The following is a 23,275-nucleotide window of genomic DNA, read 5'->3' on the forward strand; positions in this document are numbered from 1 at the left end:
TACGTTAATCGCCAAACGCTTCGCCATAGCGATCGGGCGCTAGATCTTCAAACCGGGTGTATTTACCTATAAACGCCATGTGCACCGTGCCGATAGGCCCGTTACGCTGCTTGCCAATAATCAGTTCCGCAATCCCTTGGTTGTCAGGGTTGTCCGGATTATAGACTTCATCACGATAAACAAAGGCGATAACGTCCGCATCCTGTTCAATCGCGCCCGAGTTATGGCTAACGATACCGTCGGCTAGCCAACAAGCATCACCCGGCACCGTCAAATCAAAGACCTCCTCCTCTCCGCAGGGACGTATCTCGACAATTTGATCCCAAAAGAGGTCACTGGAAGCAACCTGCGATAAAGCATCATCACCGAGCAAGTCAGCATAGCTGCTTAACGTCGCCCTAGAAGGTGAAAAACTAAAGTGCGAAGAGCCTCCGTAAGCAGTACCCCGCATCGATGCCATTTGACGCTGGCTGATCCCCTTCTCCACCATAGCCTGCTTAACGTAATCAAATACTTCTTGTGGCAGGGTATCGATATTGGTGTTTAGATTGGCAGCCCCAGATTTAAGCGACTCTAATGCCGCTTTCTGGTGGCCAAACGCGCCAATGTACTTAGCAAAGCGCTTTTGCTGCTCTCCCCCAGACACATCGGCGGTATACCAGCCATCACCTTTCCCAGATACCACGTGACGAATTCTGGCTACAATGCCGAAGCGCAGCAGCAGTGCGCTAACATCATCAATTAAGCGGCGACTAACCGTAGAGAAATATAACCGAGTACGGCCATTTTTATCCGACGTAATGCTACCGTCGGTCGCCCAAAGGTGGCGCACAAATAAAGCAAGCTGCTGATTGGAAAGCTTAAAAATATCGCTAGGAATATATTTTTCGGCTGAACGCTGCCCAAAAATGCCCAGCATCTTCAACCAACGCCCTACCCCTTTTGCATGCCAACGGTTGCCATTACCGGCAATGACTAGCTGATGCCAGTTACCACGCCCAGCATGGCGGGTAACGGTTGAACCAAACTGCTCAGCAGAGCACTTAACGACCTCGCTATTCGCTTCACTGGCGGTGGTGTAACGCAGCGGCTGTCCTTTGACATAGCTGCCGTCACCCAGCAAATGGGCTAATAGAATAAGCGCATGCTCATCCCACTCCACCGGACTCTCAGGCTCGGGCAATTGCCTGGCGACTGCAACACGGTCACCCACCGCTAGATCGGCTACGGTTTTCCAATCCCACAGTGCTTTTAAGCGATGCTTGGCAGTGGCGCGAATACGCCGACCACTGGCGAGGGAAACTTCAAACACAGGCTTGGTGCCCACTGACCACACTAAATCCGTAGCGGAGCGATGGAGTCTTCCGTTTTCCCCTAACGAGACAACATTAGGCGTTTGCTCCACCAGCTCACGAATCGGCAATCGTTCTCCGCTTGCCAGCATAACTAATGTGTCTCCCGTGACACACTCCCTTAGATCCGACATCACTGGACGTTTGTTGGGACGCTGCTCCAGCGAGCGGTTAAGCTGCGAAAGCGCCACCACGGGGCACTGAAACTCTTTTGCCAACCCTTTTAAAGAGCGAGAAATCTCAGAAATTTCGCCCGTACGGTTTTCGGAAAAGCCAGGGATCTGCATAAGCTGCAGGTAGTCGATCATAACTAACGCCATATTGCCGTGCTCACGCACGACCCGACGCAGCCGCGAGCGCATCTCGTTAGGTGAGAGTGCTGCCGTATCGTCAATAAACAGTTGCTTGTCTTTCAGCAGGTTGACCGCTGAGGTAAGGCGCGGCCAGTCTTCGTCTTCTAACTGGCCTGAACGCACCCGAGTTTGGTCAATCCGGCCAAGGGATGAAAGCATACGTAGCATTAGCGATTCGGCAGGCATCTCCATAGAGAACACCATGACCGGTTTATCGCTGGCAATAACCGCGTGCTCTACCAAATTCATAGCGAAAGTGGTTTTACCCATGGAGGGGCGCCCGGCGATAATTACCAAATCAGAGGGCTGCAGCCCAGATGTCATCTCATCCAAATCGCGGAACCCGCTGGAAAGCCCGGTCATTTCACCTTTGAGATTGAACAGCTCATCAATGCGGTCAACTGCTTTGGTGAGTAGCTCACTCATGCCGATCGGGCCACCGGTTTTCGGACGCTCTTCAGCGATCTGAAATACCAGCCGTTCGGCCTCATTGAGCAGTTCGTCAGCTGGCCGCCCTTGTGGGGAGAAAGCTCCGTCGGCTATTTGATTTGCCGCCCGGATAAGCTTACGTAGCGTCGCACGTTCACGCACAATATCCGCATAGGCGCGGATATTACTAGCTGAGGGGGTATTACGGGCAAGCTCGGCTAGAAATGCCAGCCCACCCACCGTATCGAGCTGATCTCTGGCTTCAAGCGCTTCAGAGAGCGTTATCACGTCCAGCGGCTGCCCAGACTCCGCTAAATGAATCATCACGTTGAAGACGAGGCGATGTTCGTAGCGATAAAAGTCGTCGGTTACCAAGCGCTCTGAAACGTTATCCCAGGCTTGATTATCCAACATTAGCCCGCCTAACACCGACTGCTCCGCCTCTAGCGAATGCGGCGGCAACTTCAGCGCTGCCGTTTCCTGATCAGCAGAAGGCTTGTCCTGCATAGCGAGCTCCTTGACAGTAATACGTAGCCAACAACGATACTTATCTTAATGAGAAACCACTGCCCCAACCACGGAAGTTAGCAGATCCAATGGCGTTCTAAAAACAACGGCCTACCTATACAGCCGAGGGTTTTGAACGACACTTGGCTGGCATTTCATATAGCCAAAACAATGCCGATTACAATCGGGCGTCTACAAATAACAAAGGGCGCGGGAATCCCCGCGCCCTTTGAGGCGTCAGCGTTGGCGAGAGCGTTTACTCTGCGACAACGACCACGCGTACAACAGCGTCAACATCTACATGCAGGTGAAGAGCGATGTCATATTCGCCAGTTTGACGAATCGGGCCTTGCGGCATACGCACTTCGCTCTTGGCAACGTCGATGCCAGCGGAGGAAATAGCGTCAGCCAGATCGCGAGGACCAATAGAGCCGAACAGTTTGCCTTCATCACCGGCTTTAGAAACCAACGACAGTTCGATGTCGTTAAGTTGCTCTGCACGGGCTTCGGCTTCTGCTTTACGCTCAGCGGCTTGGGCTTCAAGCTCAGCACGCTGCGCTTTAAACGCCTCTACGTTCTCTTTGGTGGCCGGTACGGCTAAGCCGTAAGGTACCAAGTAGTTACGACCATAACCAGGCTTCACAGTGACCTTGTCACCCAGGCCGCCCAACTTACCAATATTATCGAGCAGAATGACTTCCATCTCGTAAACCTCTTGTCAATTGCTGCGGGCAAGGCGTGCGCGAACGTTCGCGAATGTGTCAATCAGCCCCAACAGCAGCACAATGAGAATCGTGGGCCAGGTCGTGATCAGTAGCACATAAAATGCTACCAGCCACAGCCCGTTCATCCCCTTTAATCCAATAAACCCGTGCACTAACGCAACGCCAGCAACCAATAGCGGAATCCAGCCCAACATTGCCAAAGCATGCGCCCCTAGCATCATCCCAGCCGCCCCGAGCACTACTAGAATAGCCAGCTCTTTGGGGGCTAGACGTAGCGAGTGAAACTCTTCACGAAAGCCGCCTGGGTTATAAAGCCCAGCCTGCCAACTTCGTGCTAAAGCTAAACACGCAATGCCTGCTAAAAGTACAACCAAGCCCGTCACACCTCCCACCACTATCGCGGCAAGTGTCTGGGTGTCATACCCCTGGTTAGCAAACTCTGTGAGCATACGATCGACTTCGTCGGAACCCTCTCGCAACTGCTCCAGCATTAGCTGGGTTCCACCTGGTGGGCTAAAGATGCCAAGCTGAACCATTACCGCAGCGGCTATTGCCCCTACGATTAAGGCTTCGCTCCAACGCATCCTTTCTCTCAAGATGACGGCCATTAGCGTTACCAGCAATACGCTGGCAAGCGGAATCACGTCACCCTGTGCCCACCAAAAACCTGCCGGCAGCGCGGCTGAGATAATGACCGGTAGCGCAGGGGCAAAGCCTTTGCGCAAGGTCATTAACGCTGCAATGGCTGCTCCTAACCAAAACAGCCAAGGCACTAGCGTTGCTAGCGCTGCCCCGCCTGCGGCATAGGGCGTGCCCCGCATCAGCCATCGTGCTAGTGCCAGCATCACGTTAAACGCTTACTGGTGGCTATCGGAGTAGGGCAGCAGTGCCAGATAACGCGAACGCTTGATAGCAGTCGCAAGCTGACGCTGATAGCGTGCTTTGGTACCGGTGATACGGCTCGGAACGATCTTACCGGTTTCGGTGATGTAAGCCTTCAGCGTGTCGAGATCTTTGTAATCGATCTGCTTGACGCCTTCAGCGGTGAAGCGGCAAAACTTACGGCGACGGAAAAAACGTGCCATGGACTAGCTCCTTAAAACGTGCAGTGGATAGAATCAGGCAGTTTCTTCAGCTTCTTCGCGCGGCTTTTCTTCGCGACGCGGACGCTTTTCTTCTGCCGGTTTCATCATCGGAGAAGCTTCAGTGATCGCTTCTTTGCAGCGAACTACTAGGCTGCGGATGATGGCATCGTTGAAACGGAAGATGTTCTCGATCTCGTCGAGTGTCTCGCCGGTACATTCAACGTTCATCAGCACGTAGTGGGCTTTGTGGATCTTGTTGATCGGGTAAGCCAAGTGACGGCGACCCCAATCTTCTAAGCGATGCACAGTACCCGCATTCTCGGTAACAATGCTGGTGTAGCGCTCGACCATAGCCGGCACTTGCTCGCTCTGATCCGGGTGGACCATAAACACGATTTCGTAATGACGCATGGAATCTCCTTGCGGTTTGACAGCTTCCGGTGTGTTTGCGCAAAAACGCTAGACGACAGGGAAGCAAGGAGTTAACTGAAATGCCCGGGCTTACCGCAAACAGCAATGGGAGCCAAGACATCAAGCAGAACTGTGTTTTGTACTGGCTATCAGCCAATAACGTGCGCCCGCTTATAGATAAACGGGCGCAAGTATTTTAGTGGGCAGGTAGTTAACTTGCAAGCTGTCGTTGACGAACAGCTTCAAACAAACAAATACCCGTGGCGACTGAAACGTTCAGACTAGAGACCTGCCCTGCCATAGGCAGCTTGGCTAAATTGTCGCAAGCCTCCCGCGTCAGGCGGCGCATCCCCTTCCCTTCGGCACCCATAACAAGCGCTGTTGGCCCGGTCATATCAATCTCAAACACACTAGCCTCAGCCTCCCCAGCCGTCCCGGTAATCCAAACGCCGGCGTCTTTTAGCTTGGCTAAGGTGCGTGAAAGGTTGGTCACTTGGTAAACGGGCACCACTTCGGCGGCTCCACAGGCTACTTTGCGCACAGTGGCATTCAGGGGCGCTGCTTTATCCTTAGCGACAATGACACCATGGGCACCCGCAGCATCGGCACTCCGCAAGCAGGCGCCAAAATTATGCACGTCGGTAACCCCGTCTAGCACCAACAGCAGCGGAGGTGTCGGCGCCTGCCAAGCACGCAGTTTTAGCCAAAGCGATTCTTCTCCCTCGGGCACCAGCGGCGGGCAAAATGCCACAACGCCCTGATGAGCCGCACCTTGGGTGAGCTGATCTAACAGCTCCCGAGGCTGCTCTTTAATACGTGCACCCCGCGCCTGCGCATTGGCAACCACTTCTTTTAGGCGAGTGCCTGCACCTTGCTGAACCCATAATTCACGGGGCGTTTCGCCTCGCTCTAACAGGCTTTCAAGTGCGTGAACGCCGTACACGTGATCTAACCCATCAGGGGTACGGACAACCGGACGCGAGCTGCGCCGAGATGACGCCGACTTCATGCTCACTCCTTATTCGGCGCAGGTTTACGCGAGCCGTTACGCGTACGACGCGGCCCCCGGCGCGTTGGCTGTTTATCTGATGGAGCCGCAGATTTTTCAGCGCCCCCGTCTTTTCCACCACTCTTTCCACCACTCTCTCCACCACGACGTTTGCGCGGCTGACGACGCGGGCGCGGCTTCTCATCGGCCAAGCCAAAATCAATCTTGCGGTCATCCATATCGACCCGCGCTACCTGCACCGTTAGGCCGTCGCCCAGTCGATAGGTAGTGCCTGTGCGCTCGCCCTTGAGCCGATGTTTTTCTGCCTCATAGTGGTAGTAGTCAGAGGGCAGCGAAGTAACGTGCACTAAACCTTCCACATAGAACGCATCAAGGCGCACAAACAAGCCAAACTGAGTCACCGAGGCAATGGTGCCGTCAAAGGTTTCACCCAGCTTATCTGACATAAACTCACACTTAAGCCAGCTTTCAACGTCGCGGGTTGCCTCATCAGCACGCCGCTCGGTCATTGAGCAGTGTTCACCCAGCTCAAGCATTTGCTCAAAGGTGTAAGGACACCACTTGCTCGGCGGCTCGACGGGCGCGCCTTCGACACGCACCACGGTGTTAGTCTGGCGCGGCCCGCGAATAACCGAGCGTATAGCCCGGTGCACCAGCAGGTCAGGATAGCGACGAATTGGCGAGGTAAAATGCGCATACGCCTGATACGCCAAACCGAAGTGGCCTTCATTCTGGGGCGAATAGACTGCCTGATTCATCGAGCGCAGCATCACCGTTTGGATGATGTCAGCGTCTGGGCGATCAATAATCACTTCGCGCAGCGCCTGATAGTCCTGCGGAGTAGGCATATCACCACCACCCACCGAAAGCCCTAGTTCGCTTAAGAAAAGGCGCAGCTTATCAAGTCGCTCTGGGGTTGGGCGCTCGTGGATGCGGTAAAGCGCCGGCAAGTCGTGCTTATCTAAGAAGCGTGCCGTAGCGACGTTTGCGGCAAGCATGCACTCTTCGATGATCTTATGAGCATTGTTGCGGGTGCGAGGCACAATTTTTTCAATCTTGCGCTCATCGTTAAAGATAATTGCCGTTTCGGTGGTATCAAAATCAAGCGCCCCGCGCTCTTCCCGAGCCTCACGCAGCAAATGATAAAGCTCGTGCAGATTTTGCAGCGGCTTCACCAGATCCTGGTGCTGATTGCGCAGCGCCTCACCCTCTTCGCTCTCATTATCAAGTATGGCCGCCACCTTGTTATAAGTAAGGCGAGCATGTGACTTCATGACCGCTTCATAGAAGGAGTAGCGGCTAATGGCGCCGGTCTTTGAGATATTCATCTCACAGACCATCACCAAGCGATCGACATGGGGATTGAGTGAACACAAGCCATTAGAGAGTAACTCAGGCAGCATGGGCACTACTTGGCCAGGGAAATAGACCGAGTTGCCGCGCGTACGCGCCTCATCATCAAGCGCAGAGCCCGGACGCACATAGTGGGAAACATCAGCAATCGCGACCAACAGTTTCCAGCTACCCGACTTGGTTTTCCAGGCACATACCGCGTCATCAAAGTCTTTCGCAGACTCATCATCAATAGTCACCAGCGGTGTATCGCGCAGATCTATCCGATGCTGCTTATCCGCTTCCAGCACTTCCGCTGAAATACCGCTTGTTTGATCCAGCACTTCAGGCGGGAACTCAGCAGGAATATCGTAGCTGCGGATGGCGATATCAATTTCCATGCCGGGGTCCATACGCTCACCCAACACCTCAATCACTTCACCCACCGGCTGAACGCGGGTTTCCGGCTGCTTAACAACTTTAGCGGAAATCACCTGACCATCTTTAGCACCTGCGCTGGCCGTATGAGGAATTATCACTTCTTGAGTGATGCGCGGATTCTCAGGAATAAGCACGCCAAACTCCGGCGTATTGCTACGATATACGCCCACTATGGTTTGGGTGTTACGTGAAATCACATCCGCAATAGTGGCTTCATCCCGGCCTCGGCGGTCACGCCCGCTCACTCGAACCAGCACGTGATCACCGTGGAAAACGCGACGCATTTGCCGCGGAGGCAGTACCAAGTCCGGCTTTTTGCCATCATCACGCAAAATAAAGCCAAAACCATCACGATGCCCCAGCACCTTGCCTTTGATCAAATCAAGCTTATCAATGAGTGCGTAGGCACCACGACGATCGCGCAGCACTTGGCCGTCGCGCTCCATCGCCGCCATCCGACGACGCACCGCCTCAAGATGATCCTCATCTTCAATGCCGAGCATCCGACTCATGTTTTCATGCGTAATCGGTTTGCCGTAGCTTTCTAAAGCAGCTAGCAAGTATTCGCGGCTAGGCGCTGGATTATCGTACTTTTGCGCCTCGCGCTCGGCGTGCGGATCATCACTCAACGTCCAATACTTCATGCGATCAACATCCTTAATTGCGTCTGCGGGAGGCGAATAATAGACGCAGCCAGTAAATGCTGCGGGTGAGAGTATTCAGCTAGCGTTTTACAAGCTGGCTCAGCGGCTGGTTCAATTCCCATAAGGCTGAGTAAATTCATGTTTTGTTTGGTCATGTATGCAGTATAGCGCCGCATGTTCAATCACCCAACCATCTGGCGTCGTAAATGTGCGATTTATGGTATAAAAAAGGCCCTCTGGGGCTTGCATTTAACCGCGACCCGGGTATCATACGCGCCACTTGCCCAGATGGCGGAATTGGTAGACGCGCTAGCTTCAGGTGCTAGTGTCCGTATGGACGTGGAGGTTCAAGTCCTCTTCTGGGCACCAAACTACGTTGTGTTACCCCCTTTACACGATGTAGCTAGGTGCAGCCAAGTAGTAAGACTTTAAGCAGTAAGGCTTATAGCAATAGGCAGTATGTTTGTATTCGCCCAGGTGGCGGAATTGGTAGACGCGCTAGCTTCAGGTGCTAGTGTCCGTATGGACGTGGAGGTTCAAGTCCTCTCCTGGGCACCATACGAATACAAACAGTTGTTAGAGATGATGCGCCCAGGTGGCGGAATTGGTAGACGCGCTAGCTTCAGGTGCTAGTGTCCGTATGGACGTGGAGGTTCAAGTCCTCTCCTGGGCACCATTTTCAATAGCCCCGTTTGCATCTCTTTAAACGAAATTCTACGTAAAATTATTTCTGTTTATACCCCCCTCTGTTTATCCATTGACTTAGAATCCATTATAGCCCAAAGCTAATACGCTCTCTGTGGCGATACTTTTCTAAGCGTAGCCAGTCGCATTTGCAGGCATGGCGCCTTAATCAACTCTCGACGCCACTGCCCACCAGATATTAGCTAATCGCTTTCTTTCTAATCCCTTTTTTTGTTCTATTGAAAGCGCCCGGGCCTACGAGAGACATCTTCCAGCGCCCACCCTTGGGTACGTAGCTCTCCTTCCAGTACAGCCTCAAGCTCTGCCGATAGGTCTGGAAAAAAGTTAAGCCCTGTTCGCGCTTCAACTTCATCAATGGTGACAAGGTAATCTTCAAGCGGCTCATTGCCCCTCACGTCTTGGGGCATAATAAAGGCAAGTGCAAGCGGTGCCTCATCGTGAGGCGCTACGATAATTTTGTAAAAGGCCTCAGGCACTTCTACAAAGCCCACCCGATTAAACACGTTATCCATAAAGCGCTCAGGGAATACTGGCCCGGTTACCACCTGCAAGCGCTCAAAGCGCGGAGCAAAATGATCCATCACGGACTGTTCAAGACGCTGCCAAAGCTGACGATTTAAGTTGGGCCGCTGGGGCGTCATATTGCTCATTAAGAACGTATCCACTTGAGCACTTCGTCCGTGCACGGCAGCAATGGCATAGTTGGGCGCTAGATGGCCTCTGTCGTAGCCACTGCCTGCATAGCTATCAGCACTAATAGGCCATAACGTGCGCCAATCAGCTTGAAAGTTAGGCCTTGAGCCAATCCTCATATCATCTGGCACCGCAGTAACTTGATAGCTAACCCAGAGAGGGTTTACCCGCACGTCTGACCACCCCACTAGAAACCCATCGTTACGCAACACCCGGTGAAACGTAGTGGGATGAAACCCATCCCAGGTGGGCACGCCCATCCACGTGTAGGCATCCTGATGCTGGCGCCCCTGGAACTCCCATAGTCCGGTTCCCACCACCACAAACAGCACGGCAATACCCAGACGTCGACCCTGGCGACGCCAGCGCAAAAGCGATTTCCCCAACTACCTTACTCCCCTGGAATACTTACCTACTAAGCACCTATCTTCTAAGCACTTATTTTAGTTGATTTTTCTATTTGATTATTTTTACGTGTTTGTAGTGTTCATTTGGCACTAACGTTCGCAGGTGAAACGGCTACCAGCCAACCGAGAACATCGTTTCTAAATCGTGACGGGAGTGCACCTGCATGGCATTAAGGGTTTCGGTATCACTGATTCCCTCTACGGCGTTAAGCCGCTCGGTAACCAGTTCGGCCAGGCTTTCAAAGTCGCGGGTTCGCGCAATAGCAACCAAGTCGTAGCGGCCACAAGTGGAGTAAACCTCGCTGATGCCTTCAACATCGGCTAGACGCTCGGCGACCGCTTTGACCTGGCCCTTTTCAGTATTAATTAAAATAACTGCGTTTTGCATGGCGCCCTCCTTGAAAAATAAATATAAAAACCGCAAAGCGGCAATCGGCCGAGTATAACAGCCCACCGGACAAGACCAAGCACTGCGGCGTAACGTGACCAATTGTCGCGCTTTTCATAAGGTTATTCGCACAAATTTTTAGCATGCGCTAGCATATAGCTGGCAACGTTTATGCACCATGTGTTGAAACGTTAAAGAGGTGGAACCACCACCCGTAACTATGATCTAACGTCAGTCCGTGACGATAAGGAGATACCATGGCTAATCAAAGCCGTCGTAAGTTCATGCGTAACAGCGTTTTAGGTCTTGCTGCTCTGCCGCTGGGTGCTGGGATTCTTTCTAAAACTGCATTTGCACAAGAACTGCCGCGCCTAGACCCTTCTTCATCCACCGCTCAAGCACTTAACTACGTTGAAGTTGCAAGTGACGCAAGCGATCACCCCGCCTATGAAGAAGGCGAAGTTTGCGATAACTGCATGTTCTGGGTCGCCGATACAGAAGGTTGCCAACTGTTCCCGCAGAACAGCGTTGAGCCCAAAGGCTGGTGTCAGTCTTGGACCGCGCAAGCATAACGCCTAATCGCTTTGCTAACGCTATAAGTCATTACCCCGCGCCTGTCGCGGGGTAATTTTTTGGGAACCACTAGCCAGTGTCTTTGTTTTCCTCTTCTACCGGCCAGCGAAATCGATGGGTAACTCTACCCTCCTCTATTGACACCAGCTGTACCGGAAACCCCCAGAGCTGCTGTAAATGGCGTATAACTGGATAAACACTGCGGCTTAAGGGTCGACGGCTATCCTGAACGTGGTGCAGTGTTAACGAGCGATCACCGCGAATGGCGGCTTCTACCACTTGGATATTAGGTTCACGCAATGAAAGCGCATACTGGCTTGAAAGTGCATTGCGCACTCGCTTATACCCTCGGTCGTCATGAATCGCGGCCACCTCCATCGTTTCTGACTGATCATCATCGACGATTAAAAAAAGCTTAAGATCGCGCATGACCTTGGGCGACAAAAACTGCTGGATGAAGGATTCATCTTTAAAGTTACGCATAGCAAACTCAAGGGTGTCTCGCCACGCGCTGCCCGCTATATCCGGGAACCACTCTTTGTCCTCCTCAGTGGGAGCTTCACAGATACGCTTGATATCCATAAAAATCGCAAAGCCCAACGCATAGGGATTAAGGCCGCTGTAGTGGGAACTATCAAAGCCTGGCTGATTGATGACCGCCGCGTGGGATTGCAAAAACTCCAGCATCAGGCCTTCATCCACCTTGCCTTCGTCATAGAGCCGATTCATTAAGGTGTAGTGCCAAAAACAGGCCCAGCCTTCGTTCATCACCTGGGTTTGCCGCTGTGGATAAAAGTATTGCGCCAGCTTACGCACAATCCGCACAATTTCACGCTGCCAGGGCGCCAGTAACGGGGCATTTTTCTCGATAAAGTAGAGCAGGTTCTCCTGCGGCTCCGGTGGGTAGGAGACCCCATCATGCAACCCCAACGGATCATCATTGCTTGGTAGGCTACCCGGCAGCGGAACGATACCGCTAGGCGGCTCTGGGATCGTTCGCCAAAGCATGTTGACCTGGGTTTGCAGGTAAGTTTCGCGCTCCTCTTGCCGCTTGGCTTCTTCCTCCGCAGAAATAGGCGAAGGACGCTTATAGCGATCGACACCATAGTTTTGCAGCGCGTGACAGGCATCCAATAGCTGCTCTACCGCATGAACGCCATGGCGCTCTTCGCACTGAGCAATGTATTTACGGGCAAAAACCAGATAATCAACAATGGAGTCTGCATCAGTCCAGGTGCGAAACAGGTAGTTGCCTTTGAAAAACGAGTTATGCCCATAGCAGGCGTGGGCAATGACCAGCACCTGCATCATCAGGGTGTTCTCTTCCATCAAGTAGGCAATACAAGGGTTAGAGTTAATCACCAGTTCGTAGGCAAGCCCCATCTGACCACGTTTATATGCTTGCTCGACAGCAAGAAATTGTTTGCCAAACGACCAGTGATGGTAGCCCACCGGCATACCTACACTGGCATAAGCATCCATCATCTGCTCGGTGGTGATTACCTCTATTTGGTTGGGATAGGTGTCCAGCCGATACTCATCAGCGAGCCTGGCGAGTTCTTCGTCAAAGCGCTCTAGTACACTAAAATTCCAGTCGGAACCGGTGGCTATTGGTTTGCGGGTTACACTCATAGCGCACTCCTCTACTCGCGTTACCGCTCCTGGCTTAAGCGGCGCTTAAACAGCTCACGGAAGACAGGGTAGATATCTCCCGCATCAACAATCTGACGCATGGCAAACCGCTCAGAAAACTGTGCGGCCACCGTTTCATACTCATGCCAAAGCGACTGATGGTCGTGAGGGGTAATTTCTACATAAGCGTAGTACTGCAGTTGCGGCATAAGCTGTTTGATCAGCAAATCCCGACAAATATTTGAGTCGTCGTCCCAGTTATCACCGTCGGAAGCTTGCGCCACATAGAGATTCCACAGCCCGGCCGGGTAGCGCTTCTCAATGATTTTATTCACCAACGTGAGCGCACTAGAAACAATCGTACCGCCCGTTTCCCGGGAGTAGAAAAACTCTTCTTCGCTGACCTCCCGCGCCGCTGTGTGGTGGCGCACAAACACCAGCTCGACCTTTTCGTAATGTTTCTCTAAAAACAGATAGAGCAATAAAAAGAATCGCTTAGCGATGTCTTTATGGTTTTGCGTCATGGAGCCGGATACATCCATCACACAGAACATCACTGCTTGGCTTGAGGGCTGAGGCTGTGCGGCCAGCTGGTGATAACGCAGGTCGTAGGTATCAATGAACGGCACCGCTTCGATGCGTTTCTCCAGGCGCTCGACCTCGGCCTTCAGCTCGGCAACACGTGCAGGGTTGCGCAATACTGGGTCTTTACGCTCTTCGGCAGCTAGCGCGTCTTGAGCCTCTTTTAACGCCCGCTTGATAGGCGCACGCATGGCAATACGGCGTGCATAGGCTTCCCGCATTGAGCGGGTAATGCTAATACGTGATGGCACACCATCCCGAGCTAGCCCTGCCCGCACCATCTTGATTTCTTCGAGGGATTTAAGCGGCTTGCGTTGCAAATGAGGCAGCTCTAAACCGTCGAACACAAACTCCAGAAACTCCTCGCGGCTAAGGGTGAAGGCAAATTCATCGTTACCCTCGCCCTGGTTAGAAGCCCCCCCTTCCCCTGCGCCATCACCACCGCCCTGACCGCTAGGGCGGCGTATTTTATCGCCTTCCAAGAACTCCTTATTCCCCGGCGATACAATATTTCGCGCACCGCCGGGGCCGTGTTGAAAGACCGGCTCAGAGATATCTTTAGTGGGTATGGATATTTTCTCTCCCCGCTCCATGTCGGTGATGGAGCGGCGGTTCACCGCCTCCTCCACCGAACGCTTGATGTGCTTACGATAACGCTCTAGGAAGCGCTGTCGATTGACCGCGCTTTTGTGCTTAGCGTTGGGTCTGCGATCAATAAAGTAGGTCATACGACCTCCTTAACCGTGGCCTTAAGCGCTAGCCCTATTACCCGGCACTAGCCTTAAGAACCATCCGCTACTGGGATTTGCGTACACGTAAGTACCACTCCGACAGTAGCCTAACCTGTTTTTCGGTGTAGCCACGGTCTACCATGCGCGCCACAAAATCCTCGTGTTTTTTCTGGTCAGACTTCGAGGCCTTGGCATTAAACGAGATCACCGGTAGCAGCTCTTCAGTATTGGCGAACATTTTGTGTTCGATAACACCTTTGAGTTTTTCATAGGACTGCCAACTGGGGTTCATGCCGTTATTTTGCGCCCTAGCACGCAACACAAAGTTAACTACCTCATGGCGGAAGTCTTTCGGATTGGAAATCCCTGCCGGTTTCTCAATTTTCTCAAGCTCCTCGTTCAGCGATTGGCGGTTAAGCAGCTCGCCGGTTTCGGGGTCGCGGTACTCTTGATCCTGAATCCAAAAATCAGCATAGGTTACATAACGGTCGAAAATATTCTGGCCATACTCGCTGTAAGACTCCAGGTAGGCGGTTTGGATCTCTTTGCCAATGAAGTCCACATAGCGGGGCGCCAAAAACTCTTTAATAAAACCGATATAGCGCTCAAACACTTCAGAGGGTAGCTGCTCGCGCTCTAGCGCCTGCTCCAGCACATAGAGTAAGTGCACGGGGTTGGCCGCGACTTCTGTGCTATCGAAATTGAATACTTTGGAGAGAATCTTGAATGCAAAACGGGTCGATAACCCTTGCATCCCCTCATCAACACCGGCCGCGTCACGATACTCTTGAATCGACTTAGCCCGAGGGTCAGTGTCTTTCAGGTTCTCGCCATCATAAACGCGCATCTTCGAATAAATGCTGGAATTTTCTGGCAACTTTAGCCGCGAAAGCACCGAAAACTGAGCCAGCATACGCAGCGTATCCGGCGCGCAGGGCGCTGCGTTGAGGGAAGAGTCCTCCAGTAGCTTTTGGTAAATCTTGATCTCTTCAGAGACCCGTAGGCAGTAAGGCACCTTGACGATATAAACCCGGTCTAGAAACGCCTCGTTGTTGCGGTTATTACGAAACGCCTGCCATTCCGACTCATTGGAGTGGGCTAAAATCACGCCGTCAAAAGGAATAGCCCCCATGCCTTCGGTGGGGTTGTAATTCCCCTCTTGGGTCGCGGTAAGTAGCGGGTGCAGCACCTTTATCGGCGCTTTAAACATCTCCACAAACTCCATCAGCCCCTGGTTAGCGCGGCACAGCCCGCCTGAGAAGCTGTAAGCATCGGGGTCATCTTGTGAGTAAAGCTCTAGCTGACGGATATCCACCTTACCTACTAAGGAGGAGATATCCTGATTGTTTTCATCGCCCGGCTCAGTTTTAGAAATGGCGATCTGATTCAGCCGTGAGGGGTAAAGCCGCACTACCCGAAACTGGGAGATATCACCACCGGCTTCTTTAAGTCGTTTAGCAGCCCAGGGCGACATCACGCTGCGCAGGTAGCGGTGGGGAATGCCGTACTCCTGTTCCAGTAGTTCGCCGTCCTCCTCAGGAGAAAATAGCCCTAGCGGCGACTCATAAACGGGGGAGTCTTTAATGGCATAAAAGGGGATACGCTCCATCAGCAGTTTCAAGCGCTCAGCCAACGACGACTTACCGCCACCCACCGGCCCTAATAAATAGAGGATCTGCTTACGCTCTTCTAGCCCTTGGGCTGCATGGCGGAAGTAAGCCACAATTTGCTCAATGGCTTCTTCCATGCCGTGAAATTCGGCAAAGGCAGGGTAGCGGCGAATCACCTTATTCGAAAAAATGCGTGACAGACGCGGGTCTTTCGCCGTGTCGATCACTTCAGGTTCGCCTATTGCTTCAAGCATGCGCTCAGAGGCACTCGCATAGACCTTAGGGTCTCTGCGGCAAAGCGCTAGATACTCCTCCAGGCTAATGTCTTCTTGCTGTACGCGGGCGAATCGGTCTTGGACGTGATCAAAGATGCTCATTGAACTCTCCTGTAGCCCATCCTCAGGCAGCTACCGCACAAACACAGCGTTGTAACGGCGTACAAAACGAGGTGTCGCTTTATCAGCGTAGTCAGCATTAGCAAAAAGTAATTACTAATTCTTCAACGCTGCAGCGTTATGGTTATGAGCATGACAGAAGAGGTTTAGTTGCGTTGAAATCGCTCAGCGCATATTCGCTAAATCAAAATCAGCAGCCGTGAATAGAACGCAAAACGCCGCCATAAGGCGGCGCATCGACAATAAAAGCTGCATGGCGCGTTACTCTAGTACTGCTTTTACATCGACTAATAGCTGATCTAACAATTCAACGGTGGTGTTCCAAGCGCAGACAAAACGCGCACCACCGGCGCCAATAAAGGTGTAGAAGGTCCAACCTTTAGCTTTCAACGCTTCGATGGCCTGGGGGGGCAGTTCAACAAAGACGCTGTTCGCCTGGGTAGGAAACATCAGTGAAACACCGGGAAGTGCCTGCAACCCTTCCGATAAATAGCGTGCCATCGCGTTAGCGTGCTCAGCATTGGTCAACCATGCACCGCTTTCCAAAAGCCCCAACCAAGGCGCGGAAACATAGCGCATTTTTGATGCCAACTGCCCTGCCTGCTTACAACGGTAGGCAAAGTCTTCAGCCAAATCACGGTTGAAAAACAGAATAGCCTCACCAAACGCAAGGCCGTTCTTAGTGCCTGAAAAGCACAGAACATCGACACCCACCTGCCACGTGAGCTCGGCGGGGCTCGCATTGAGACCGGCGCAGGCATTGGCGAACCGCGCGCCGTCCATGTGCAGACGTAGGTCATGTTTATCGGCCATCGCGCGAATGGCGAGCAGCTCTTCACGCGAATACACCGTGCCTACTTCAGTCGCCTGGGTAAGCGAAACCACTTTGGGCTTGGGGTAGTGAATATCGCTGCGCTTGGTTACTAACGCCTCAATACCTTGCGGCGTTAACTTGCCATTCGCCCCTGGTGAGGTAAGCAGCTTAGCTCCATTGGAAAAGAACTCGGGCCCACCGCATTCGTCAGTTTCGATATGCGCCAGCTCATGGCAAATGACGCTGTGATAACTACGCCCCATCGCAGAGAGCGCCAATGAATTAGCGGCAGTGCCGTTAAAGACAAAAAACACATCGCAATCGTAGTCGAACATTTCACGAAAACGATCAGCAGCACGGGCGGTCCAACGGTCGTTACCGTAGGCTAAGTCATCGGCTTGATTAGCTTCTAGCAGATATTGCATGGCCTCCGGACAAATTCCGGACGTATTATCACTGGCTAAAAATCGTGGGGTGCACTCCGAGGGCATGGCAATAGTCCTTTTTATCTCGCGGTCGTACAGCGCGGGCTGGGTGCCACCCGCGCCTTGGAGATTTAACCGTGGTTAACAGCTAAATTGGTTAACCAGTCTATCGCCATTTAAACGTTTACGTCACCCGCGCTAATAACTTGACTAAAGCGCAGCGGCAAGACGCGTGCCTTGGTCAATAGCACGCTTGGCATCCAGTTCGGCCGCTTCATCTGCACCACCAATCACGTGGACACGACCGCCAGCCTGGCTGAGGGGGGCAATTAAATCACGCACCGACTCCTGGCCTGCACAAACAACAATCGAATCTACCGCCAGCACCTGCTCCTCGTCATCACGACGGATATGTAAGCCTGCATCGTCGATTTTAAGGTATTCGCAGCCGGTCAGGGTTTTCACACCACGCTGTTTTAGCGATGCGCGGTGCACCCAGCCCGTGGTTTTACCCAGATTCTTGCCGGGCTTAGAACTTTTACGCTGCAGCATAACAATTTCACGGGATGAGGCTGGTGGCATTGGCGATTTTAAACCACCCCGCTCGCCCATAGCGAGGTCGACACCCCACTCATCGCACCAGGCATCTAGATCCAGTGAGGGATGCCCTTGGTGGGCCAATAGCTCTGATACATCAAACCCAATGCCACCCGCGCCAATGACCGCTACGCGCTTGCCTACCCGCTCGGGTTGCTCAATCGCTTCAGCGTAGCTAAGCACGCTGGGGTGATCAGCCCCTGGGAGTGCCAGCTCTCTGGGCATCACGCCGGTGGCAACCACCACCTCATCAAACTCAGCGAGGTTGTCGGGAGTGGCCGCCGTGTTTAAACGCACTTCTACCCCATGCTTTTCCAACATAACGCGGAAGTAACGGAGGGTTTCATTGAACTCCTCTTTGCCGGGGATTTTGCGGGCATAGTTAAACTGCCCGCCCAGCTCGCTGCGGCGCTCAAACAGGACCACGTGGTGCCCTCTACTTGCCGCTGCGACAGCAGAAGCCAGCCCCGCTGGACCACCGCCCACCACTGCTACCTGCTTAGGCGTTTGCGCGGGGTCAAGGTTTAACTCGGTTTCGTGACAAGCACGGGGGTTTACCAAGCATGAAGTCAGCTTGCCCATAAAGGTGTGATCCAAGCAGGCCTGGTTACAGGCGATGCAGGTATTAATTTCTTCCGCCAAGCCTGCTTCGGCTTTGCTTACCCACTCTGGGTCAGCCAGAAAAGGACGCGCCATGGAAACCATATCGGCGTGACCTTCAGCCAGCACGCGCTCGGCCACCTCCGGCATATTGATGCGATTGGTGGTAATCAGCGGGATAGAGAGCGCTGATTTAATACGCTTAGTGACTTCGGTAAAGGCGGCGCGGGGAACGCTGGTGACAATGGTTGGCACCCGCGCTTCATGCCAGCCAATACCGGTATTAATCACGTTAGCGCCGGCAGCTTCAATGGCCTGCCCAAGCTGAACCACCTCTTCCCACGTGCTGCCCTCCTCCACTAGGTCAATCATCGAGAGGCGGAAAATCAGCAAGAAACGCTCGCCGACCGCTGCACGAATACGCGCAACAATTTCCACGGGGAAGCGGATACGCTGCTCGAAGCTACCGCCCCATTCATCATCGCGCTGATTAGTACGCTGGCAAATAAACTGATTGATCAGATAGCCTTCGGACCCCATGACCTCAACACCGTCATAACCCGCCTGCTGGGCAAGCGTTGCGCAGCGCACGTAGTCAGCGATTTGCTGCTCAACGTCATCGCTTGAAAGCGCCCGCGGGGTGAATGGGTTGATAGGCGCCTGTATAGCGGAGGGGGCCACTAGCTCAGGAGAGTAAGCATATCGGCCAGCGTGAAGGATCTGCATACAGAGATGCCCCCCCGCCTCATGCACAGCGTCCACCACCTGCCGATGCTCTTGTACCTGGGACTCATCCATCAGCGCATTAGCGCCCTGAAAAACCGCGCCTTCGGCATTTGGAGCAATACCCCCGGTAACGATCAGACTAACGCCCGCGCGCGCGCGCTCGGCATAAAACGCGGCCAAGCGCTCAAAGCCGTTGGGCGCCTCTTCTAAATTGGTATGCATCGATCCCATCAGCACACGATTGGGAAGCGTTAAATGGCCGAGGGTCAGCGGGCGAAAAAGGTTGGGATAAGCGGGCGTATGGTTCATCACGGTGCTCCTACAGTGTTAGAGCTTCACTATTGTTAGAACTTCTAAATTTTAGAACTTCTTGCCGAAAACATTCAAACAAGCGTATGACATACTTGCCACGACGTACAGACCTTTACCCATCTTAATATCACGCTTTGAAATCACGACGGTACTGGGCCGCCTTAGGCCTTGCTCATCACGGCAAAGCGCGTCACATTAACCGGCTAACAATTAGGGAACGTGCTATGCCATTGATTTATTTTTTACCGCCACTGGCCACGGTGTTGATCTGGTCAGGGAATATGACTATTAACCAATTAACCGTCGGTGCTATTGCCCCCAGCAGCATCGCTTTTTTACGCTGGTTGTTAGCTCTGGTGGTCATGACTCCGTTTGTGCTGCCTGCAGTACTACGCCACCGTGAGGAGATATATCGCAACTGGCCTAAACTGGCGCTACTAGGGCTATTAGGCATGGGGCTGTGGCAAGGCTTAGCTTATGTGGCGGCTGAAACGACCACTGCAACCAATATGGGCATACTAGCGGCCATGGTGCCTCTATTAACAGTGCTGTTAAGCGCGCTCATTTTACGCGAACCGCCCACCTTAGGCGGGGTCGTTGGCGGTGTGCTGGCTTTTGTGGGGGTAACCGTGCTGCTTGGCCGAGGTAACCCGCTCTCCTTACTGCAGCTCCAGGTCGCCTACGGTGACGCGCTGATGGTCGTCGCCGCTACCTGTTACGCCTTGTATGGCGTGATGCTTAAGCGCTGGGCAATGAACTTACCGCCCTGGGTAATGCTCTATGCTCAGGTCTGCTTTGCGGTGCTGTTCTTGCTACCACCTTATTTAATGGGCCCAATGACACCGGTGGATAGCCACAATATTTGGCTGATTCTCTACGCGGGCATTCCTGCCTCAATTATCACTACTTTTTTATGGATGCGCGCAGTGCGCCAAATCGGCGCTAACCAGTCGAGTATTTTTATCAACCTGATGCCGCTGTTTAGTGCGCTTATTGCGATGGCATTTTTAGGTGAGCGGGTGGCTGGATTCCACTTCATCGGCGGGCTGTTAATTTTGGCGGGTGTGATCATGGCGCAGACGCTAACGCGGCCGCTGGTGCGTTCGGTGGCAGCAGATAAAACGAGCAGCGCTCAGCAATGATACAATAGGCTAACTTCATTCGACGGCCGGGAACCTTATACATGTCCCTAGAAGACCTGCATCTTAATCTTCGCAATCTCAACAGCGATGACTACGAACAGCTCAAAACGCTGATGGACGCGGTGTATCACGACATCGGCGGTGCGTGGCCAAAGCACACCATTGACAAGCTCATCAAGGAATTTCCCGATGGCCAAATTGCCATTGAGGATGATGGAATATTGGTGGGCGTAGCACTTACTGTACAGGTAGATTACGACGAGTTTTCTAATCCGCATAAATATGACGACCTCATCGGCCATCGTGAAACGATCCTCAACAATGAGGATGGCGATGCCATGTACGGGCTGGATGTGCTGATCCACCCCGACTACCGTGGCTACCGTCTAGGACGGCGTTTATATGAAGCACGCAAAGAGCTGTGCCGGTCACACAACTTGCGCGCTATTTTAGCCGGGGGGCGGATACCTGAATATCATCAACACGCGGTAGAACTTACGCCAGCCCAATATATTGAAAAAGTCTCTCGTAAAGAGATTTACGACCCCATTTTATCGTTTCAACTGGCAAATGATTTCCAGGTAAAGCGACTACTGCGTAAGTACCTGCCAGAAGATGAACAGTCACGTGGCTACGCCACTCTACTTGAGTGGAATAACATCCTGTTTGAACCCGCTGAAAGCGTGCTCGATACCCGCCCCACGCAAGTTCGCGTAGGTGCCGTGCAGTGGCAAATGCGTGAGTTCGCGTCTGCTGAAGCAGCACTACAGCAGATTGAATACTTTGTAGATGCGTTATCAGATTACCAAAGTGACTTTGCCGTTTTTCCCGAGCTATTCACAACGCCACTGATGGGCTTGCAAGATCGCGCCGCCCAAAAAGACCAGACGGCCGCTATACGCTTCCTTGCAAGCTTTACCGACCGATTCAAGAGCGAGCTGTCGAGAATGGCAGTCTCATACAACATCAACATTGTTGGTGGCTCTATGATTGAGGTGGGTGAAGATGATCGACTCTATAATGTCGCTTATCTCTTCCACCGAGACGGCGAAGTAGAGAAGCAGTTTAAACTGCATATCACCCCACAAGAGCGCCGCGATTGGGTGATTGAGGGTGGCGACGAACTGCAAGTATTCGACACCGACGCAGGACGCGTAGGCATTTTAATCTGTTATGACGTGGAGTTCCCGGAGCTTGGCCGCCTACTGGCTGACCAGGATATGGATATTCTTTTCGTACCATTTTGGGTCGACACCAAAAACGGCTACCTGCGTGTACGCCACTGTGCACAGGCACGTGCCATCGAAAACGAGTGCTACGTGGTGATATGCGGCAGCGTCGGCAACTTACCCTCGATTGAAAACTTGGATATCCAGTACGCGCAATCAGCTGTGTTTACGCCGTCTGACTTTGCCTTCCCCCATGATGCAGTACTGGCAGAAACGACGCCTAACACCGAAATGATCTTCTTCTCGGATCTCGATTTAACGCGCCTGACGGTGGTGCGTGCCGAAGGCTCGGTGACCAACCTAAAAGACCGCCGCAAAGATCTGTTTGACCTTCGCTGGCGCGACTGGTCCTGGAAGTCTGGGGCTAACCTGGAAGAGTAAACCAATAACGCCGCTCAATTCGAGCGGCGTTATTTTTTAGCGCGCGTCACTTAGCTCAATCAGGCCAGACAAGATGAGCGGGCACCCGCCCTTTGCTATCAAACACCACGCCTTCGTCACGTAGCTTTTGATGCTGGCGCGCAGCACCACCATGGTCAGCTAGCGTCAGCGACGCGGCGATTACCCGGTGCCAGGGCAACTGATGCCCGTCTGGCAAGTGACGCATGGCCGAGCCCACCATGCGCGGGGTAGCGCCCTCTGTCATTGCTGCAACACGCCCATAGGTCGTCACCCGTCCAGCGGGAATCTGATCAACGATGGTATAGATTTGTTCAAGCAGCTCCGGGCGCGGCATTGCTTTCTCGACTGGTTTTTCTTAATGACTGCTTGTCTCAGCGGCTAGACGGTGTTTTAGAGCGCTTCGACCAACTGATCAATGGCTTGAAACGCTTCTTTTAGCGCCGCATCGCGCTTTTCATCGCCCATGTTTAAACCTTCAGCAAAAACGACCTCGACATCGCTAATGCCCATCAAACCAAGCATGGTTTTTAGATGTGGCGTTTGGCTATCAAGCTCGGTGCCCGCGTACTGACCACCACGGGCAGCGAGAATAATCGCCCGTTTGCCTTCAATCAAACCCTGGGGGCCATTTTCAGTGTAGCGGAAGGTTTCACCGGCACGTAGTACCCGATCGAACCACGCTTTTAACTGAGAAGGAATGCCTAGGTTATACATCGGCACCGCCAGTACCAGCACATCGTTGGCACGCAGTTCTGCCAATAGCTCATCGGAGTAGGCCGCTAACGCTTTCTGCTCAGCACTGCGCTCTTCGGCAGGGGTTTGCCAGGCACCTAGTTCCTCAATCGCCAAATGGGGGAGTGCATTGGCTACCACGTCCCGGTGAGTGACCGCTACGCCAGAGCGAGACTCCGCCAGCGCTTTAAAATGGTGGGCAAGCGCATTCGACTGCCCGTTGTCGCCCAAAATAGAAGAAGTCACCAGCAGCGCTTGAGTGGTCATAAGATAGCCTTTAACAAATAAGTAG

General features: G+C 53.0%; 19 protein-coding genes and 3 tRNA genes. 6 read left to right on the forward strand and 16 right to left on the reverse strand.

The window, feature by feature from the left end:
- Positions 1-4: 4 nt before the first annotated feature.
- The 7 genes from BB497_15520 to BB497_15550 form a co-directional block, all read right to left on the reverse strand.
- On the reverse strand, positions 5-2,641 hold the full coding sequence (locus BB497_15520; protein ID AVI64019.1) for a replicative DNA helicase: 2,637 nt from the start codon (positions 2,639-2,641) through the stop codon (positions 5-7).
- Between the two features lie 256 nt (positions 2,642-2,897).
- Entirely contained in the window at positions 2,898-3,344 is a 447-nt protein-coding gene (locus BB497_15525) for a 50S ribosomal protein L9 (GenBank protein ID AVI64020.1), read from the reverse strand.
- Between the two features lie 15 nt (positions 3,345-3,359).
- Positions 3,360-4,211, reverse strand: a complete 852-nt coding sequence (locus BB497_15530; GenBank protein AVI64021.1) for a hypothetical protein — start codon at positions 4,209-4,211, stop codon at positions 3,360-3,362.
- Between the two features lie 12 nt (positions 4,212-4,223).
- Positions 4,224-4,451 carry a 30S ribosomal protein S18 gene (locus tag BB497_15535; protein ID AVI64022.1) on the reverse strand — a complete coding sequence of 76 codons (228 nt, stop codon included), beginning with the start codon at positions 4,449-4,451 and terminating at the stop codon, positions 4,224-4,226.
- Positions 4,452-4,484: 33 nt separating this feature from the next.
- Complete coding sequence (locus BB497_15540; GenBank protein ID AVI64023.1) at positions 4,485-4,862, reverse strand: 30S ribosomal protein S6; 378 nt, start codon at positions 4,860-4,862, stop codon at positions 4,485-4,487.
- A gap of 211 nt (positions 4,863-5,073) precedes the next feature.
- On the reverse strand, positions 5,074-5,871 hold the full coding sequence (locus tag BB497_15545; protein ID AVI64024.1) for a 23S rRNA (guanosine(2251)-2'-O)-methyltransferase RlmB: 798 nt from the start codon (positions 5,869-5,871) through the stop codon (positions 5,074-5,076).
- A 2-nt stretch (positions 5,872-5,873) separates the two neighbouring features.
- Entirely contained in the window at positions 5,874-8,288 is a 2,415-nt protein-coding gene (locus tag BB497_15550) for a ribonuclease R (GenBank protein AVI64025.1), read from the reverse strand.
- Positions 8,289-8,570: 282 nt separating this feature from the next.
- Here BB497_15550 and BB497_15555 point away from each other — a divergent pair.
- The 3 genes from BB497_15555 to BB497_15565 all read left to right on the forward strand — a co-directional run bounded on the left by BB497_15555 (position 8,571) and on the right by BB497_15565 (position 8,964).
- A tRNA-Leu gene (locus tag BB497_15555) sits at positions 8,571-8,657 on the forward strand.
- Between the two features lie 102 nt (positions 8,658-8,759).
- A tRNA-Leu gene (locus BB497_15560) sits at positions 8,760-8,846 on the forward strand.
- Between the two features lie 31 nt (positions 8,847-8,877).
- Positions 8,878-8,964, forward strand: a tRNA-Leu gene (locus BB497_15565).
- 244 nt (positions 8,965-9,208) lie between these two features.
- Here the strand turns inward: BB497_15565 and BB497_15570 are convergent.
- Both BB497_15570 and BB497_15575 read right to left on the reverse strand, forming a co-directional pair.
- Positions 9,209-10,057 (reverse strand): endonuclease, encoded by an 849-nt coding sequence (locus BB497_15570; GenBank protein ID AVI64377.1) that lies wholly within the window; start codon positions 10,055-10,057, stop codon positions 9,209-9,211.
- Positions 10,058-10,205: 148 nt separating this feature from the next.
- The gene (locus BB497_15575; protein AVI64026.1) at positions 10,206-10,481 is read right to left on the reverse strand and encodes an AsnC family transcriptional regulator; all 276 of its coding nucleotides are present in this window, start codon (positions 10,479-10,481) and stop codon (positions 10,206-10,208) included.
- 257 nt (positions 10,482-10,738) lie between these two features.
- On the opposite strand from BB497_15575, the gene BB497_15580 reads away from it, so the two are divergent.
- The gene (locus BB497_15580) at positions 10,739-11,053 is read left to right on the forward strand and encodes a high potential iron-sulfur protein (protein ID AVI64027.1); all 315 of its coding nucleotides are present in this window, start codon (positions 10,739-10,741) and stop codon (positions 11,051-11,053) included.
- A gap of 70 nt (positions 11,054-11,123) precedes the next feature.
- Here BB497_15580 and BB497_15585 read toward each other — a convergent pair whose 3' ends face one another.
- The 5 genes from BB497_15585 to fadH all read right to left on the reverse strand — a co-directional run bounded on the left by BB497_15585 (position 11,124) and on the right by fadH (position 19,475).
- Positions 11,124-12,686, reverse strand: coding sequence for a SpoVR family protein (locus BB497_15585; GenBank protein AVI64028.1), 1,563 nt, complete (start codon positions 12,684-12,686; stop codon positions 11,124-11,126).
- 20 nt (positions 12,687-12,706) lie between these two features.
- Positions 12,707-13,996 (reverse strand): hypothetical protein, encoded by a 1,290-nt coding sequence (locus BB497_15590; GenBank protein AVI64029.1) that lies wholly within the window; start codon positions 13,994-13,996, stop codon positions 12,707-12,709.
- A gap of 67 nt (positions 13,997-14,063) precedes the next feature.
- Complete coding sequence (locus BB497_15595; GenBank protein AVI64030.1) at positions 14,064-15,986, reverse strand: PrkA family serine protein kinase; 1,923 nt, start codon at positions 15,984-15,986, stop codon at positions 14,064-14,066.
- A 279-nt stretch (positions 15,987-16,265) separates the two neighbouring features.
- A complete protein-coding gene (locus tag BB497_15600) occupies positions 16,266-17,309 on the reverse strand; it encodes a threonine aldolase (protein ID AVI64031.1) in 1,044 nt (347 codons plus the stop codon).
- Positions 17,310-17,453: 144 nt separating this feature from the next.
- The gene (gene fadH, locus BB497_15605) at positions 17,454-19,475 is read right to left on the reverse strand and encodes an NADPH-dependent 2,4-dienoyl-CoA reductase (GenBank protein AVI64032.1); all 2,022 of its coding nucleotides are present in this window, start codon (positions 19,473-19,475) and stop codon (positions 17,454-17,456) included.
- 227 nt (positions 19,476-19,702) lie between these two features.
- Here fadH and BB497_15610 point away from each other — a divergent pair, with 227 nt between their 5' ends.
- A complete protein-coding gene (locus BB497_15610) occupies positions 19,703-20,620 on the forward strand; it encodes a multidrug DMT transporter (GenBank protein AVI64033.1) in 918 nt (305 codons plus the stop codon).
- 41 nt (positions 20,621-20,661) lie between these two features.
- Positions 20,662-22,230, forward strand: coding sequence for a hydrolase (locus BB497_15615; protein ID AVI64034.1), 1,569 nt, complete (start codon positions 20,662-20,664; stop codon positions 22,228-22,230).
- A 55-nt stretch (positions 22,231-22,285) separates the two neighbouring features.
- Here BB497_15615 and BB497_15620 read toward each other — a convergent pair whose 3' ends face one another.
- Positions 22,286-22,585, reverse strand: a complete 300-nt coding sequence (locus BB497_15620) for a cysteine methyltransferase (GenBank protein ID AVI64035.1) — start codon at positions 22,583-22,585, stop codon at positions 22,286-22,288.
- Between the two features lie 56 nt (positions 22,586-22,641).
- On the reverse strand, positions 22,642-23,250 hold the full coding sequence (locus tag BB497_15625; GenBank protein ID AVI64036.1) for an FMN-dependent NADH-azoreductase: 609 nt from the start codon (positions 23,248-23,250) through the stop codon (positions 22,642-22,644).
- Positions 23,251-23,275 lie beyond the last annotated feature (25 nt).

This window comes from Halomonas sp. GFAJ-1, from assembly GCA_002966495.1.
Classification (GTDB): domain Bacteria; phylum Pseudomonadota; class Gammaproteobacteria; order Pseudomonadales; family Halomonadaceae; genus Vreelandella.

Coding starts and splice junctions, on each gene's coding strand:
- BB497_15580 (AVI64027.1), top strand. CDS start 10,739: ATGGCTAATCAAAGCCGTCGTAAGTTCATGCGTAACAGCGTTTTAGGT.
- BB497_15545 (AVI64024.1), bottom strand. CDS start 5,871: ATGAAGTCGGCGTCATCTCGGCGCAGCTCGCGTCCGGTTGTCCGTACC.
- BB497_15575 (AVI64026.1), bottom strand. CDS start 10,481: ATGCAAAACGCAGTTATTTTAATTAATACTGAAAAGGGCCAGGTCAAA.
- BB497_15600 (AVI64031.1), bottom strand. CDS start 17,309: ATGCCCTCGGAGTGCACCCCACGATTTTTAGCCAGTGATAATACGTCC.
- BB497_15625 (AVI64036.1), bottom strand. CDS start 23,250: ATGACCACTCAAGCGCTGCTGGTGACTTCTTCTATTTTGGGCGACAAC.
- BB497_15610 (AVI64033.1), top strand. CDS start 19,703: ATGCCATTGATTTATTTTTTACCGCCACTGGCCACGGTGTTGATCTGG.
- BB497_15530 (AVI64021.1), bottom strand. CDS start 4,211: ATGCTGGCACTAGCACGATGGCTGATGCGGGGCACGCCCTATGCCGCA.
- BB497_15585 (AVI64028.1), bottom strand. CDS start 12,686: ATGAGTGTAACCCGCAAACCAATAGCCACCGGTTCCGACTGGAATTTT.
- fadH (AVI64032.1), bottom strand. CDS start 19,475: ATGAACCATACGCCCGCTTATCCCAACCTTTTTCGCCCGCTGACCCTC.
- BB497_15540 (AVI64023.1), bottom strand. CDS start 4,862: ATGCGTCATTACGAAATCGTGTTTATGGTCCACCCGGATCAGAGCGAG.
- BB497_15590 (AVI64029.1), bottom strand. CDS start 13,996: ATGACCTACTTTATTGATCGCAGACCCAACGCTAAGCACAAAAGCGCG.
- BB497_15595 (AVI64030.1), bottom strand. CDS start 15,986: ATGAGCATCTTTGATCACGTCCAAGACCGATTCGCCCGCGTACAGCAA.
- BB497_15535 (AVI64022.1), bottom strand. CDS start 4,451: ATGGCACGTTTTTTCCGTCGCCGTAAGTTTTGCCGCTTCACCGCTGAA.
- BB497_15550 (AVI64025.1), bottom strand. CDS start 8,288: ATGAAGTATTGGACGTTGAGTGATGATCCGCACGCCGAGCGCGAGGCG.
- BB497_15525 (AVI64020.1), bottom strand. CDS start 3,344: ATGGAAGTCATTCTGCTCGATAATATTGGTAAGTTGGGCGGCCTGGGT.
- BB497_15520 (AVI64019.1), bottom strand. CDS start 2,641: ATGCAGGACAAGCCTTCTGCTGATCAGGAAACGGCAGCGCTGAAGTTG.
- BB497_15620 (AVI64035.1), bottom strand. CDS start 22,585: ATGCCGCGCCCGGAGCTGCTTGAACAAATCTATACCATCGTTGATCAG.
- BB497_15615 (AVI64034.1), top strand. CDS start 20,662: ATGTCCCTAGAAGACCTGCATCTTAATCTTCGCAATCTCAACAGCGAT.